Origin of the sequence: Variovorax beijingensis (genome assembly GCF_003951285.1) — a bacterium.
Classification (GTDB): Bacteria; Pseudomonadota; Gammaproteobacteria; order Burkholderiales; family Burkholderiaceae_C; genus Variovorax; species Variovorax beijingensis.
On the sequence record NZ_RXFQ01000012.1, the window covers coordinates 83,597 to 97,896 of the forward strand.

A 14,300-nucleotide genomic window follows, 5' to 3' on the forward strand; every position below is an offset into this window, starting at 1 on the left:
GCGGGCGTTCTCAACACTCGGCTCCCAAGCACTCGTGGTGCAAACCAATTTTCCGGGCCGCCCCGCCGCAGGCGAAGGATCCGGGTGGTTCGCTCACGGACGGCGTGCTGCCCAGACGGTGAAGGCACCGGCCGCGACGATCAGGATCACGCCCACAGCGGCCTCGGGGCGCGGCATGTCGCCCCAGATCGCGTATCCCAACAGCAGGGCCCAGACGATCAGGCTGTAGCGAAAGGGCGTGACGACCGAGAGATCGACGCCGCGGCAGCCCACGATGAGCGCGTAGTTGCCCAGTGCCGCGCAACCCGCCGCCGCAGCGAGCATGCCGAGCTCGTGGCGCGTGAGCGGCGCCCAGCGTTCCACGAGTCCCAGCAGCAGGCCCGCCAGGCACACCGCGAGCGTGGTCGCCACGGCGATGATCGACGACGGGACCGTGGCGGGAATGCGCCGCGTCACCAGGTCGCGCGCGGCGAGCGAGGCGGCACACAACAACGCGCAGGCGAGGCCGGCTGCAGGGACCTCGGACCGCGCGGACGGCCGGATCACCAGCAGGACGCCGGCGAATCCCGCCGCGGTGGCGAGCAGTCGGCCCCCATGCCAAGACTCCCATCGCAGCGCCATCGCAGTGGCGGCAATCATCAGCGGCGCGGTCATCATGAGCGTGCTGACCGTGGCGAGCGGCGCGAGCGACAGGGCGACGACGGAACTGAGGGCGGTCGTGATCTCGAGCCCGCATCGCACGCCGACGATCGGCCGCAGTGCCGTGCGCCAGCCGGCGCGTGTCCCGCGGGCGAGGGCCAGGACAAAGAGGGTGGCGAAGGCGCCGCGCACGGCCAGGACCTGCCCGGGTGGGAGGCTCTGCGCTGCCAGCTTCACGAAAACATCGTTGAGCACGTAGCAGCCCATGGCCACCAGCATGAGCAGGATTCCGCGGCGGTTGGCCTGTGCGCTAGCCATTGCCGGAAGCGGGCGGGGACGGCGCGGGGGTGGCCTGCGGGATCGCGGGCGCCGACGGCGGCTCGGGGAGCGGCGGAACGCCGGGATCGCCCGCGGCGCGGGCATCCGGCGCCGTCCCCGGCCGCGGACCGAGCGGTGCGCCGCAACGCCTGAGGACGTCCCACAGCGCCTGCGCCTTCAGAACGATCTCCTCGACCTCGGCGTCCGGATCGGACATGGCGACGATGGCGCCACCGGCGCCGATGGAGACGCGGCCGTTGGCCGACACCAGGGTGCGGATCACGATGTTGAGCTGGGCCGCGCCGTTGAGCGACAGATAGCCGATGCTGCCCGAGTAGATGCCGCGGGCCGCCGCCTCGAGTTCGTCCAGGATCTTCATCGTGCGCACCTTCGGCGCACCCGTCATGGAGCCGCCGGGGAACGCGGCGCGGATGCAGTCGACCGCTCCGAGGTCCGCGCGCAGCCGCCCCCGGATTGTGCTGACCAGCTGGTGCACGGTGGCATAGGTCTCGACCGCGAACAGGCTCGGCACGTGAACGCTGTCGATCTCGCAGACCCGGTTGAGGTCGTTGCGCAGCAGGTCCACGATCATCAGGTTCTCCGCGCGGGTCTTCTCGTCGGCGACCATGGCGTCCGCGATCGCCTGGTCCTCGGCCGGCGTCGCGCCGCGCGCCGCGGTGCCCTTGATGGGCTTCGATTCCACATCGCCGGCGCTGGAGATGCGCAGGAAGAGTTCGGGCGAGGCGCACAGCACGGCATAGCCGCCGATGCGCAGGTAGGCCGCATAGGGGGCAGGGTTGTGCCTGCGCAAGATCCGGTAGATCTCCAGCGGATGGATGCGCCCTTCGCCGACCAGTTGGTTCGTGAGGCAGACCTCGTAGGTCTCGCCCTGCAGGATCTCGTGCTGACAGCGCAGGATCAGCTCCCGGTAGATCGCCAGGTCGATCCGCCAGGCCAGTGGCTGCAGATCGCGGGCCGCGGCCGCGCTGTCGTCCGGCGCGGTCGCCTGTGCGCCTGCCAGCCGCGCGCGCATGGTCTGCATCCAGCGGCGATTCTCGTTGCACGGCGTCGCCTCATCCAGGCAGACGATCCAGACCTGTTGCTCGGCGTGGTCGAAGGCGAGGAAGCGGTCGGCGAGGATCCACATCGCGTCCGGGGTGTCCGCGTCGTGGGCGTGCGTGCCGTCCAGCTCCCGCTTGAGCTCATAGCCGAAGTAGCCCACGAAGCCGCACGCGAAGTCGAAGGGAAGCGGGGGACCCGCAGGCGGCTGGCCCGGCAGGTGGTCGCGCAGGTAGTCGAAGATGCTCTCGTCGCGCACCTGGACGACGTCGCCCCGGCGCACCATCAGTTCGCGCGGGGCGGTGCGGTAGTTCAGCACCTGGGCGCGCGGGCCGCTCGCGTCGCCCATGAAGGAGAAGCGCGCCCGCCCGGGCTCGGCGAGGCTGCTGTCCAACCAGAAAACGCAGTCGCGCTGCGCGAACGTTCCCATGAACACGGCCTCGGCATCGGCTGCGGTGTCGATGCACTCCGCATGCAGCGACAACGCCTGCGGGCCTTCGAAGCGCAGCGGGAGTCCGAAGCGATTCCGTGCCTCGCGCCGGGGCGCCTGTGCGAGCCACTCCAGCGTCAGGTCCCTGAAGTTGCGCAGCAGCCGTGCGCCGAATTCGGTGCAGATCGACTCCGGATGGAACTGCACCCCCCACCAGGGCAGGGAGACGTGACGCAGTCCCATCAATGTGCCGTCGGACGTCCAGGCGAGCGGCTCCAGGGTGGAAGGCAGCTGCGTGACTGCGAGCGAGTGGTAGCGCACCGCCTCGAAGCGGTCCGGGATGCCGGCGAAGAGATCGCGCTGCGCGTGCGAGACACGGTCCAGGCGTCCGTGCATCGGTCGCACCGCCAGGTCGACACGGGCGCCGCAGTGGTGGGCGATGGCCTGGTGGCCCAGGCAGACGCCGAGCACGGGCTTGCGCGAACGCTGCAGCGCGTCCGCCGAGATGCCGAGGTCGGCGCGCCGCTGCGGACGTCCGGGGCCCGGCGAGATCACGATGTTGTCGAAGTGCATGCGCTCGACCTCGTCCCAGTGCATTTCGTTGTTGCGCAGCACGATCGGGGGCTCGCCGTTGCAGGCCGCCAGATACTGGTAGAGGTTGTAGGTGAACGAGTCGTAGTTGTCGATCAACAGCGTGCGCATGGAAGGCTCCTCGGCGGAAAGCGGGGCTGTGCATCGTTGAAGAATCAGGCGGATGTCGCCACTGCGCAATGTGCTAGTTGCGCAGGCCGGCAGCGCCTGTGCATGCGGCGCGCTCACCGCCCGCATGTCCGGTCGCTCGCATTTCCGCGGTGTTCCGGTCCGTGCCCGGGGCTTTTGGAGGGAAGGGGAGCGGCGAAGGCCTGCCGCTGGGACGGCGCCTTCGGAAGGCGCGGGTCGGCGTGAGGACCCGCGATCCCGCGCAAGCGCGAGTTCCGATGGTCCGCCGCCAAAGCCCACGAGGGGGCCGGCGCGCGGCGGGTTCTGCGCTCGCCGGCCGCCGTGGCCGGCGGCCGCACGGCGCCGGTCTAGCGCGTGGGAGAACCCGGGGTCCAGAGGACCACGGCATCCTTGCGCAAGACCACCCAGCCGCCGACCGTCAGCGTCGCCGCGCTGAGCGATGCGACCGGGTTGCGCACAGCGTAGTCGTTCAGCCGAGGCGCCGATGTCCCGATCCAGCCCGGGCGCTGCGGCGATGCCAGCAGGGTCCTGGAATTGCGCCTGAGCCGACGCAGGCCTTGAACGGAGGACGGAAAAGCCATGTCAGCGGATGAGGATGAGGTGTCGAGGGCGGCTGAGGCGGAATCTACATGGTGCGAAGTGCACGTTCCGCACGGACCGCGCCCCGGTGACGAACGCGCGGCGCGCCCCAGGGTGCTTGCGTCGACCGCCGGTGGTGCAGGGCGGCCCCGGCGGGCTGCCGGGCGCACACGCCGTCTAGCGCCGCGAAGCCGCCGCGCCCGTCTTCGTGCCGAGCAGGTGGCCCAGCGGCAGCGCCACCTCCGACTTGATCTCGCGCAGCACGATGCTCGAGCGCACGTGCGTCACGCCTGGCAGGCTGAAAAGCACCTCGTGCAGGAAGCGCTCGTAGTGCTTCATGTCCGGCACGGTCACGTGGAGGATGTAGTCCGCCGGCCCGGTGGCTGACACGCAGCGAATGATCTGCGGGCACGCGGCCACCACCGCTTCGAAGCGCTGCACCATCGCCTCGCTGTGCCGGTCGAGGTTCACTTCCGCCACGGCCGAGACATGCAAGCCCACCAGTTCGGGGTCGATCAAGGCCGTGTAGCCGCGGATGACGCCGGCGGCCTCCATGTCCCTGATGCGCTTCCAGCAGGGCGTGGGCGAGAGCCCGACGACCTCGGAAATCTGCTGCACGGTCTGTCGCCCGTCGTGCTGCAGTGCAGAAAGGATCTTGAGGCAATGTTCGTCAAGAGAAACAGAATCAACTTTCATCGCGATTTCCGAGAGGATTCTTCTTCAAACAAGGGTCTGCGCCAGTGTATTGAAGAAACACTTACTTGGGGGGCGGCAGAACAATTCCGGGCATGAACGCCCCCCACAAGACGACCGCGCTCCGACGGCCCGACTACCAGCTTTCCGACAACCTCTGGGCCGATGCCGGCTCCGTCTTCATCACCGGCACACAGGCGCTGATCCGCATCCTGGCGATGCAGGGACGGCGCGACGCGGCGCGCGGCCTGCACACGCAGGGCTTCGTCAGCGGCTACCGCGGCTCACCGCTGGGCATGGTCGACCAGGCCATCTGGAAGGCCGGCGACCGCTTCAAGGAAACCGGCATCCGCTTCGTGCCCGCCGTGAACGAGGAGCTCGCGGCCACGCAGGTGCTGGGCACGCAGCGCGTGGAATCTGACCCCGAGCGCACCGTCGACGGCGTGTACGCCATGTGGTACGGCAAGGGCCCGGGCGTGGACCGCGCGGGCGATGCGCTCAAGCACGGCAATGCGTATGGCTCGTCGCCGCACGGCGGCGTGCTGGTGGTGGCGGGCGACGACCACGGCTGCGTGTCGTCGTCGATGCCGCACCAGAGCGACCACGCCTTCATGGCATGGCGCATGCCCGTGATGCAGCCCGCGAGCGTGGCCGAGTACCTGGAGTTCGGCCTGTATGGCTACGAACTGTCGCGCTATTCGGGCGCGTGGGTTGGCATGGCGGCGCTGTCCGAGATCGTCGAGAGCGCGGGCACCGTGGACCTCGGTGCGGTGAATGCGCGTGTGGCCGCCTGGGAAGACGCCGACGCCGTGCGCGCCGCCACCGGCCACCGCGCGCCGCCCGATGGCCTGCACTACCGCTGGCCCGACCTCCCGTCGCTGCGCATCGAGTCGCGGCTGGAGGACAAGCTCGCCGCGGTGGCCGCGTTCACCAGGCGCAACAGCATCGACCGCCACGTCATCGTGAGCCCGCATGCGAAGGTGGGCATCGTCACCTGCGGCAAGGCGCACCACGACCTGATGGAGGTGCTGCGGCGCCTCGAGCTCACGCCCGGGCAGCTCGCGCGCGCCGGTGTGCGGCTCTACAAGGTGGGGCTGAGTTTTCCGGTCGAGCAGACGCGCCTGAAGGCCTTCGCGCAAGGGCTCGACGAGATCCTCGTCGTGGAAGAGAAGGGCGCGGTGGTCGAGACGCAGCTGCGCGACATCTTCTACAACGCCCCCGCCGACGCGCGCCCGGTCCTCGTGGGCAAGCACGACCGCGAAGGCCGGCCGCTCGTGTCCGCGCTCGGCGAGCTGCGCCCTTCGCGTCTCATCGAGCTGGTCGCGCACTGGCTGGCCGCGCACTTTCCCGACAACCACGACCTGGGCGACCACCTGCAGCATGTGCGCGACTTCACCCCACCCGAGCTGCTGGGCAACGCGAGCGACGCCGTCAAGCGCCTGCCGTACTTCTGCGCCGGCTGCCCGCACAACACCAGCACCAAGGTGCCCGAGGGATCGACGGCGCGCGCGGGCATCGGCTGCCACTTCATGGCCAACTGGATGGACCGCAGCACGGCCGGTCTCATCCAGATGGGCGGCGAGGGTGTCGACTGGATCTCGCACGCGATGTTCACGAAGACCCCGCATGTGTTCCAGAACCTCGGCGACGGCACCTACTACCACTCGGGCTACCTCGCGATCCGCCAGGCCGTCGCGGCCAAGGCCACGCTCACCTACAAGATCCTGTTCAACGACGCGGTCGCGATGACCGGCGGCCAGCCGGTCGACGGGGTCATCAGCGTGGACGCGATCGCGCGGCAGGTGGAGTCCGAAGGCGTCACCAAGGTGGTGGTCGTGAGCGATGCCATCGACAAGTACGGCACCATCAGGAGCCGCTTTCCGCACGGCACCGAATTCCACGACCGCGCCGCGCTCGACGAGGTGCAGCGGCGCCTGCGCGAGATGCCCGGCGTGACCGTGCTCATCTACGAGCAGACCTGCGCCGCCGAGAAGCGCCGCCGCCGCAAGAAGGGCGAACTGGCCGATCCGCCCAAGCGCCTCTTCATCAACGAAGCGGTATGCGAAGGCTGCGGCGACTGTACCGTGCAGAGCAACTGCGTGGCCGTGCTGCCGAACGAGACGCCGATGGGCCGCAAGCGCAAGATCGACCAGACCAGCTGCAACAAGGACTACGCCTGCGCCAAGGGCTTCTGCCCCAGCTTCGTGGGCGTCACCGGCGGCAAGCTGCGCCGCAAGAGCGGGGCGCTCGCGGCCGGCCGCGATGCCTTCCTGCACCGCGTGGCTGCGCTGCCGCATCCGGCGCCGCACGCGTGGACCGGCCCGTACGACCTGCTGGTGACCGGCGTGGGCGGCACTGGCGTGGTGACCGTCGGCGCGGTCATCGCGATGGCCGCGCACCTCGAAGGCAAGTCGGCCAGCGTGCTCGACTTCATGGGCTTCGCGCAGAAGGGCGGCTCGGTGCTGAGCTTCGTGCGGCTGGCCGACAGGCCCGAGCGGCTGAACCAGGTGCGCATCGACACGCAGCAGGCCGACGCCATCCTCGCGTGCGACGTGGTGGTGGGCGCCTCGCCCGACGCACTGCAGACCGTGCGGCACGGGCGCACGCGCGTGCTCGCGAACATCCACGAGATTCCGGTGGCCGAGTCGCTGCGCAACCCCGATGCCGAGCTGCACGTGGATCTGCTGCTCGAGAAGATGCGCTTCGTCGCGGGCGAGGCACAGGTCGAGACCTTCGACGCGCAGAGCCTGGCCGAGGAGTTCCTCGGCGACACGCTGGCCGCGAACATCGTCGCGACCGGCTATGCGTGGCAGCGCGGCCTGGTGCCGCTGAGCCTGGAGGCGTTGATGCATGCGATCGAGCTCAACGGCGTGGCCGTGGCGGCCAACCAGTCGGCGTTCTCGCTGGGCCGGCTTGCGGCGGGGAACCCCGCGGCGCTCGACCAGCTGCGCGCCGCGCCGCTGGACGCGCAGGCACAGCAAGCCGACGAGCGCCCGCTGGACGCGCTGCTCGCCGATGCACGCCGCCATCTCACCGGCTACCAGAACGCCGCCTGGGCGGCCCGCTTCGAGACGCGCATTCGCGCGCTGCAGGCGGCCGAGTCCGCGCTGCCGGGCGGCGATACGCGCCTGCCCTTCGCGCGCAACGCGGCGCGCAGCCTGCTCAAGCTCATGAGCTACAAGGACGAGTACGAGGTCGCGCGCCTCTACACCGACGGCGCGTTCCTGCAGAAGCTGAAAGATCAGTTCGAAGGCGAGCTGAAGCTCGAATTCCACATGGCCCCGCCGCTGCTTTCGCGCCCTGCGCACGGCCAGGCGCCCGCCAAGATCCGCCTGGGCGCATGGATGTTGCCAGTGATGAAGTGGCTGGCCCACGGCAAGCGGCTGCGCGGCACGAAGTTCGACCTGTTCGGCTACACGCAGGAGCGCCGGACGGAGCGCGCGATGATCATCCAGTTCGACCATCGGCTCGATGAGCTGGTCGCCGAGCTTTCACCGGCGAACCAGCAGCTCGCCGCGCAGATCGCGGCGCTGCCGCTCTCGGTCCGCGGCTTCGGTCATGTGAAGCTGGCCAACCTTGCGCTCGCCACCGAGCGCGAGGCGGAGCTGCTGCACCGCTTCGCGCCGCAGCGCTATCCCCGGCCGGAGAAGAAGACGAAGGCGGGGCAGTTCAGAGGGATCGCGGTCGTGTCGCAGTGATCCCGGGTCGAGCGCAGAGCGCGCCGCGGCTGTGCCAACGTTCGGCGCATCTTGCTGCGGATGGTAAAAGGCGACATCAGCGAGCGTGGGCTCAATGCCCGACCGGGCGGTGGGCCACTGCAAATCGCTGTGCCAAGTCGCCCAGGCGCCTGTCCAAGGTCCACAACACGGCCCCTGGTGTCATGAGCGTGGATGCCAGCAGAGTCAGGTCGACGAGCCTGCACCCCACTCCAAACAGGCGTTCCGTCTCAATCAGGACGAGCACTTCCCGCAAGGTCGCCTGCTGCATCTGCCGCAGGTGCTGGAGATAGCCAAGCGTCTGCTTGGGCGATGGCGGAGTGCCGCACGCAAGCTCCCCCAGAACCATCGGATGCATCAATACCTTATCCAGTCCGAGCAATTGCTCCAAGGCGGTATTGCGGGCGCGAAAGTGGTCAACCCAGACCGAGGTGTCGACCAGGACAGTTTTCACGAACCCGTGCCTTCGCGACGGCGAGGCACATCGGGCATCTCGGGAGCATGCCCCCCGAGGGCTGCAAGTCGCTTGGCCGCTTGCACCCTCACGAAGGTCTTGATCGCTTCCCTGAAGAGGTCTGCTTTGTCCATGCCGGGGTCCGCAACTGCGAGCGCTTCCTCGTAGAGAGCGTCTTCAATGGTGACAGTAGTTCTCATGGCTAATTTCCGTCGTCAATATTGATGTTATCCAAGGCGCATGCCGTGGCTCGCGCTTGGCACAAGGCCAACTTTGTGACGAGCGATGCAATCGCCACGGTCGAGCCCTTTCGAGACCGCGTCGGCTTGGACGCCGCGTTTCCTGCGCCCGAGGTGAGTGCGGATCGGGGGCGCACGCATCGGCTGCAGCAGCAGTGGCACACAGTCGACCCGCTCGAGTTGGAGGATGCCGCCCGCGATCTGTGGCGCGACGAACGCCTGCGATCGATGCCGCCGAAAGCTGCAGCCGTGGAGTGGCTGAAACCAATCACCGAGCGACCTGGATCTGTTGACCGGGTGGTCGCCAGCCTGGAACTCGGCCACACCTGACACCTCGAACAGGCGCTCGAAACCTGACCGGCAGTTGCCCCGAATCTTGGTTTGCGGGGCTCTTGGGCGACACCGTCAGCGATTCCGCCCAGCCGTGCGCTGGACTTGTTATCCTTGGCGCGCCGAGACAGACGAGATCGTCCGACTTGCCGAGGTCGGGATCCCGTTGGCCATCAGGCCATGCAGCCACTTCGCAGCATCGCCGTCACCGGATCGAAGGGGAAGAGGGCGCCTCCCGCTGGCGCTTGGTCGAACTCGAAGGCGATGGTTGGGACGTCCTCCACCCGCAGTCGAACTCCATGACGAGCTCCAAGGCAGCCATGGCGGCCGGTCTGCTCGAGCTGCAGAAGAGGGTCGAGGATCTCGACATCGGTCCCAAGAAAGGATGAGTCCGAGCCGAGGAAAGCCCACAGGATCGGTTCTGTCTTGGTTTCGGATTTGGATTGCCAAAGATGGGCTCATGCAGCGGTTGCGCCCGAGGTCACATCAGGCGCAATCCTCGGGCGAATCGCATGGAGGTTTTCACGAACTGGGGTACATCGCCCATCTTCGCGATTTCGGCAAGGCCGTCCTCCGTGATACGAATCACTGTTGCCACTTGGGATGCGGCGTATCGGGCGGTCGCCTTGAGTGTCGTGATCTCGGCTTCGATCAGACCAGTGGCCACAAGCACCGACACATACCGGACTTCCCGACGGTCAGCAACTCGGACTGGAAGCTGCACATGCTGCAGCCTCATCAGGAACAAGAGGGGCATTCGATTCTCCGATTGCCGACTCTTGCAGTGCCAAAAATGCCGGCCGTTTTTGGTCGACAAAATGTAGCTTTGTATACAGCTCAGTTGCAACTGTCTCGTTATGATTTGAAATCAGTTCTGCCAAATCCATCACGATCTGATGAAGTGTCCGACCCACTTTTTCTTTCGGCGATGCCGATCGATGCGGCACTCGGCAGGGAGGTTGAAGATCGTTCACCGCCGGGTTCAAGGGCGGTGCGGGCCGTGGCGTTCGGCTGCCGATAGTTCCCCCTGCGCTTTGCTAGAGCGTCTCGTTTTCCTTGAGCACACCCGCGCTGCGCAGCGCGGAGTCCAGCCACTTGGCGGCGGTGTTGCCCTTCTTGATCGCCTCGATCCGCGCGGCCTCGTCCTCGACCTTCCTGCCTGCGGCCTGGAGGAGCGCTTCCACGCTTTCGCGCTCGATGACGACCACGCCGTCGGCATCGCCGACCACGAGGTCACCGGAACGAACGGTCACGCCGCCGACGGACACGGGGTGCCCGATCCGCCCTGAAGCCAGCTTGGTCGGGCCGTTGGGATTGGTTCCGACCGAAAAGACGGGAAAGTCCATCTCGTCGATCTCGAGGCTGTCGCGCACCGCGCCGTCGACCACCACGCCGGCGATGCCGACCTGCCGGCAGGCGTTCATCATGATGGTGCCCATGAGGGCAGCGGTCTGGTCGCCCTTGCCGTCGATCACCAGCACGTCGCCCGGCCTGGCCAGCGCAATGGCGGCGTGGATCATCAGGTTGTCGCCCGGCCGCACTTCCACCGTGAGCGCGCTGCCGGCGAGCTTCATGCGGTGGCGCAGGGCCGCGATGCGGCCGTGCAGGGCGCCGCGGCGGCCCGCGACGTCGGCCAGGATGGCGGGCTGGAACGCCGAGGCCTGTGCGACCAGCTCAGGGGAAATGCGCGGGAAGTCGCGCACGATATCGGGAGAGGGGCTCTTCATGTCGCTGTTCTCACTCGGCCTTGACGTCGGCGTCTTTCACCACGCGGCCCCACTTGCGCTTGTCGGCCGCCAGGAACGCACGGAACTGCTCGGGCGTGCTTCCCACGGGCTCCAGGCCGTCGGCGGCGAGCCGCTTGGCGATTTCGGGCGTCGCGAGCACCCTGGCGACTTCGCGCTGGATGCGCTCGACGACGGCCGGCGGCGTATTCCTTGCGGCGCAGATGCCCGCCCAGGTCACGGGTTCGAAGTCGGGAATGCCGGCTTCCGTCACGGTCGGAATATCGGGGAACGCCGCCAGCCGGCGCGAACTGGCCACCGCCAGCGCGCGCAGCTTGCCCGAACGCGCGTACTGCATCGAACTCACGGGCTGGTCGAAGATCATCGAGACCTGACCCGCCAGCAGGTCCGTCATCGCCTGGCCGGTCCCCTTGTAGGCCACGTGAACGATGTCGATGCCTGCGCGCGTCTTCAGCATCTCGCCCGCCAGGTGGCCGCCCGTCGCGGTTCCGGACGAAGCGAAGTTGAGTTCGCCCGGCTTCTGCTTGGCGTAGGCGACGAGCTCCTTGACGCTGGTCACCGGCAGCGTCGAGTTGACCATCAGCATGTAGGGCGCGTTGGTGACCTGCGTGACCGGCACGATGTCCTTCTCGGGGTCGAAGGGCATGCTTTTCAGAACGTGCGGCTGGATCGACAGGGTTCCGGTGGTGCACATCAGCAGCGTGTGCCCGTCCGCGGGCGCCGTGAGCATGGCCGAGACCGCGATGTTGCCGCCGGCGCCGGGCCTGTTGTCGACCAGCACTTGCGCACCGAGCCCCTCTGCCAACTTCGGTGCGATCAGGCGCGCCACGACGTCGTTGGAGCCGCCGGGCGAAAAGCCGACCAGGATCTTCACCGGTTTCGACGGAAAGGGATCGGCCGCGAACGCGTGGGCGGCGCACAGCCAGGCGGTGCCGGCGACGAGCCACGGCAAGAGGAGTTTGTGAGGAAGCGATCGGACGTTCATGGCTGTTCCTGGTTCATTCAGACGACAAGTTCGTTGCGCGCCCGCGCAATGCGGCGGCAACCCTCCAGCAGCTGTTCGGTGCTGGCGGCAAAAGAGAGCCGGAAGTGCGTCGGCACGCCGTAGGCACTGCCTTGCAACGCGGCCAGATCCTGCGCATCGAGCAAATGCATGATCCAGTCGTCGCTGCTGCCGATCTCCACCCCCTTGGGCGTACAGAGGCCGAACAGCGCGCTGCATGAAGCAAAGACGTAGAAGGCGCCCTCGGGCACCTGGCAATGAATGCCGTCGATGGCGTTGAGCGCCGCAACCACCGTGTCGCGGCGCTGCTGATATTCCCTCCGGTTCGCGGCAACGATGTCCTGCGGGCCCGCGAGCGCCGCGATGGCCGCAGCCTGGGCGATCGAGTTGGGGCCGGACGTGCTTTGCGACTGGAGCTTGACCATCGCCTTGATCAGCTCCGAAGGACCCGCGCCGTAGCCGATGCGCCAGCCCGTCATCGCGTAGGCCTTGGAGACGCCATTCACCGTGAGGGTGCGGTCCTTGAGGTCGGGCGCCGCCTGGGCCATGGTGGCGAACTCGACGTCGCCATAGATCAGATGCTCGTAGATGTCGTCGGTCAGTATCCAGACCTGGGGGTGGCGCCTCAGCACCTCGGCCAGCGCCTGGAGTTCGGTGCGCGTGTAGGTGGCGCCGCTCGGATTGTTCGGCGAGTTGAGCATCAGCCAGCGTGTCTTGCCGGTGATGGCGCGCTCGAGATCCGCGGGCTGGAGCTTGAATCGGTTGGCGGCCGGGCAGTCGACGAACACCGGCACGCCGCCGGCCAGCAGGGCGATGTCCGGGTACGACACCCAATAGGGGGCGGGCACGATGACCTCGTCGCCCGCCGCCACGGTGCACATGAGAGCGTTGAAGATCACCTGCTTGGCACCGGTGCCGACGATGATTTCGCCCGGCGCGTAGTTCAGGCCGTTTTCGTTCTGGAGCTTGGCGGCAATGGCCTCCTTCAGCGCCGGCGTGCCGCCGACGTCGGTGTACCGGGTCTGGCCGGCAGCCATGGCGCGGGTTGCCGCCTCCTTGATGTGCTCGGGCGTCTCGAAGTCGGGCTCGCCGGCGGTCAGGCTCAGGATGTCCCGGCCCAAGGCGCGCAGTTCGCGCGCACGTTGGCCGGCCATGGAGCTGGGGGAGGGTTTGATGCGGTGGAGCCGGGGGGCGATATGGAGCATGGGCGCAGTATCAAAGGCCATGCGCTGCGGGACAAACGAGAAATCGGAGGATCTGGGTATTCCTTTTTTTCCTGAGGAGCATTGGGCTTACATTCCATCGGAATGAACTTCACCTTCAAGCAGCTGGAGGCCTTTCTCTTCAGCACCAAGCTCCAGAGCTTCAGCGCGGCGGCGGTGAAGCTGCACACCACGCAGTCGGCCATCTCCAAGCGCCTGGCCGAACTCGAGGAGTCGCTGGGCGGGACGCTGCTGCACCGCACCTCCCATGGGCTGGAACTGGCCCAGGCCGGGCGCGAATTGCTGCCGCTGGCCGAGGAAGCCCATCGCCTGTGGCAGCGCATCCAGCACGACATCAGCGTGGACAAGACGCTGCGCGGCACCTTCCGCGTGGGCGTGACGGAACTGATTGCGATGACATGGCTCACGCGGCTGATCCAGCTGCTTCAGAAGCTGCACCCCCAGGTGACGCTCGAGCCGGTGGTGGACGCGGGGCTGACGCTCTTCGAGCGCCTCGAAGCCAACAAGCTCGACCTGTCCATCATGCCGGGCACTTTCTGGGGCCAGGCGTTCGAATCGATCAAGGTCGGGCAGGTCGACCAGGCCTGGATCGCGAGCCCGCGGCTCGGCCTTCCGCAACGTGCCCTGGCGCCGCACGAGTTCGCCGACTATCCGGTGATCGAGCAGCCCGCGGGCGCTTCGAAGAACAAGTTCTACGAGGCCTGGCGCGCTGAGCACGGGTTCCGCTTCGGCAAGGTCATGCTCACCAACAGCACGACCGTCCTGCGCGAGCTGACGATCAGCGGCTTCGGCATCAGCCAGCAAGCGCTCGACTACGTGCGCCCGGACATCAAAAGCGGCCTGCTGCGTATCGTCAAGAGCGACCCGATGCCGCCACCGCTGGTCTACAGCGCGGTCTATCGGAGCGACAATTCCAGTCCCGCGCTGGCGCGGATCGTCGAGCTGGCCGTGAAGACCTGCGATTTCAAGTTGCGGGCGAGCCAGCACGACGTGGCCCCGGCCCGGCCGTTGCGGGGCTCGAGTTCGGGCCTGCGGCAACGGCCGGTACGCAAGAGCGTCAAGAAGAAGCCGGCAAGAAGCTAGCGTCGTGGCATTGGCCGGCGCGAGAGCCGGGCCTCCCCCGATGCGGCATACTCCCACCCCCCAACTCGC

Annotated in this window: 13 protein-coding genes; 3 read left to right on the plus strand and 10 right to left on the minus strand. The window is 67.7% G+C overall.

Annotated features, from left to right (window positions below):
• Positions 1–93 precede the first annotated feature (93 nt).
• The 4 genes from EJO66_RS20680 to EJO66_RS20695 all read right to left on the minus strand — a co-directional run bounded on the left by EJO66_RS20680 (position 94) and on the right by EJO66_RS20695 (position 4,441).
• Positions 94–957 carry a DMT family transporter gene (locus EJO66_RS20680; protein ID WP_240648635.1) on the minus strand — a complete coding sequence of 288 codons (864 nt, stop codon included), beginning with the start codon at positions 955–957 and terminating at the stop codon, positions 94–96.
• Complete coding sequence (pabB, locus tag EJO66_RS20685; protein ID WP_124960037.1) at positions 950–3,148, minus strand: aminodeoxychorismate synthase component I; 2,199 nt, start codon at positions 3,146–3,148, stop codon at positions 950–952. Before pabB ends, EJO66_RS20680 begins: the two co-directional genes overlap by 8 nt.
• A gap of 365 nt (positions 3,149–3,513) precedes the next feature.
• Complete coding sequence (locus tag EJO66_RS20690; protein WP_124960038.1) at positions 3,514–3,747, minus strand: hypothetical protein; 234 nt, start codon at positions 3,745–3,747, stop codon at positions 3,514–3,516.
• A 175-nt stretch (positions 3,748–3,922) separates the two neighbouring features.
• Entirely contained in the window at positions 3,923–4,441 is a 519-nt protein-coding gene (locus EJO66_RS20695; protein ID WP_124960039.1) for an Lrp/AsnC family transcriptional regulator, read from the minus strand.
• A 92-nt stretch (positions 4,442–4,533) separates the two neighbouring features.
• Here EJO66_RS20695 and EJO66_RS20700 point away from each other — a divergent pair, with 92 nt between their 5' ends.
• The gene (locus EJO66_RS20700) at positions 4,534–8,136 is read left to right on the plus strand and encodes an indolepyruvate ferredoxin oxidoreductase family protein (protein ID WP_125965948.1); all 3,603 of its coding nucleotides are present in this window, start codon (positions 4,534–4,536) and stop codon (positions 8,134–8,136) included.
• 91 nt (positions 8,137–8,227) lie between these two features.
• On the opposite strand, the gene EJO66_RS20705 is transcribed toward EJO66_RS20700, so the two are convergent.
• Both EJO66_RS20705 and EJO66_RS20710 read right to left on the minus strand, forming a co-directional pair.
• Positions 8,228–8,608 (minus strand): type II toxin-antitoxin system VapC family toxin, encoded by a 381-nt coding sequence (locus EJO66_RS20705; protein WP_124960041.1) that lies wholly within the window; start codon positions 8,606–8,608, stop codon positions 8,228–8,230.
• A complete protein-coding gene (locus tag EJO66_RS20710; protein WP_125965949.1) occupies positions 8,605–8,808 on the minus strand; it encodes a type II toxin-antitoxin system VapB family antitoxin in 204 nt (67 codons plus the stop codon). Before EJO66_RS20710 ends, EJO66_RS20705 begins: the two co-directional genes overlap by 4 nt.
• Positions 8,809–8,853: 45 nt before the next feature.
• On the opposite strand from EJO66_RS20710, the gene EJO66_RS20715 reads away from it, so the two are divergent.
• Positions 8,854–9,177 carry a hypothetical protein gene (locus EJO66_RS20715; protein ID WP_240648638.1) on the plus strand — a complete coding sequence of 108 codons (324 nt, stop codon included), beginning with the start codon at positions 8,854–8,856 and terminating at the stop codon, positions 9,175–9,177.
• Between the two features lie 481 nt (positions 9,178–9,658).
• On the opposite strand, the gene EJO66_RS20725 is transcribed toward EJO66_RS20715, so the two are convergent.
• The 4 genes from EJO66_RS20725 to EJO66_RS20740 form a co-directional block, all read right to left on the minus strand.
• A complete protein-coding gene (locus EJO66_RS20725; protein ID WP_125965950.1) occupies positions 9,659–9,934 on the minus strand; it encodes a hypothetical protein in 276 nt (91 codons plus the stop codon).
• Positions 9,935–10,214: 280 nt separating this feature from the next.
• The gene (locus EJO66_RS20730) at positions 10,215–10,904 is read right to left on the minus strand and encodes an RraA family protein (protein WP_125965951.1); all 690 of its coding nucleotides are present in this window, start codon (positions 10,902–10,904) and stop codon (positions 10,215–10,217) included.
• Positions 10,905–10,914: 10 nt separating this feature from the next.
• A complete protein-coding gene (locus tag EJO66_RS20735) occupies positions 10,915–11,907 on the minus strand; it encodes a Bug family tripartite tricarboxylate transporter substrate binding protein (protein WP_125965952.1) in 993 nt (330 codons plus the stop codon).
• Positions 11,908–11,924: 17 nt separating this feature from the next.
• A complete protein-coding gene (locus tag EJO66_RS20740; protein ID WP_124960046.1) occupies positions 11,925–13,130 on the minus strand; it encodes a pyridoxal phosphate-dependent aminotransferase in 1,206 nt (401 codons plus the stop codon).
• 102 nt (positions 13,131–13,232) lie between these two features.
• Here EJO66_RS20740 and EJO66_RS20745 point away from each other — a divergent pair, with 102 nt between their 5' ends.
• The gene (locus EJO66_RS20745; protein ID WP_124960047.1) at positions 13,233–14,231 is read left to right on the plus strand and encodes a LysR family transcriptional regulator; all 999 of its coding nucleotides are present in this window, start codon (positions 13,233–13,235) and stop codon (positions 14,229–14,231) included.
• Positions 14,232–14,300: the final 69 nt, after the last annotated feature.

Excerpts from the sequence above, each read along its gene's own strand:
- EJO66_RS20680 (WP_240648635.1), bottom strand. The coding sequence starts at position 957 with ATGGCTAGCGCACAGGCCAACCGCCGCGGAATCCTGCTCATGCTGGTG.
- pabB (WP_124960037.1), bottom strand. The coding sequence starts at position 3,148 with ATGCGCACGCTGTTGATCGACAACTACGACTCGTTCACCTACAACCTC.
- EJO66_RS20690 (WP_124960038.1), bottom strand. The coding sequence starts at position 3,747 with ATGGCTTTTCCGTCCTCCGTTCAAGGCCTGCGTCGGCTCAGGCGCAAT.
- EJO66_RS20695 (WP_124960039.1), bottom strand. The coding sequence starts at position 4,441 with ATGAAAGTTGATTCTGTTTCTCTTGACGAACATTGCCTCAAGATCCTT.
- EJO66_RS20700 (WP_125965948.1), top strand. The coding sequence starts at position 4,534 with ATGAACGCCCCCCACAAGACGACCGCGCTCCGACGGCCCGACTACCAG.
- EJO66_RS20710 (WP_125965949.1), bottom strand. The coding sequence starts at position 8,808 with ATGAGAACTACTGTCACCATTGAAGACGCTCTCTACGAGGAAGCGCTC.
- EJO66_RS20725 (WP_125965950.1), bottom strand. The coding sequence starts at position 9,934 with ATGCCCCTCTTGTTCCTGATGAGGCTGCAGCATGTGCAGCTTCCAGTC.
- EJO66_RS20730 (WP_125965951.1), bottom strand. The coding sequence starts at position 10,904 with ATGAAGAGCCCCTCTCCCGATATCGTGCGCGACTTCCCGCGCATTTCC.
- EJO66_RS20735 (WP_125965952.1), bottom strand. The coding sequence starts at position 11,907 with ATGAACGTCCGATCGCTTCCTCACAAACTCCTCTTGCCGTGGCTCGTC.
- EJO66_RS20740 (WP_124960046.1), bottom strand. The coding sequence starts at position 13,130 with ATGCTCCATATCGCCCCCCGGCTCCACCGCATCAAACCCTCCCCCAGC.
- EJO66_RS20745 (WP_124960047.1), top strand. The coding sequence starts at position 13,233 with ATGAACTTCACCTTCAAGCAGCTGGAGGCCTTTCTCTTCAGCACCAAG.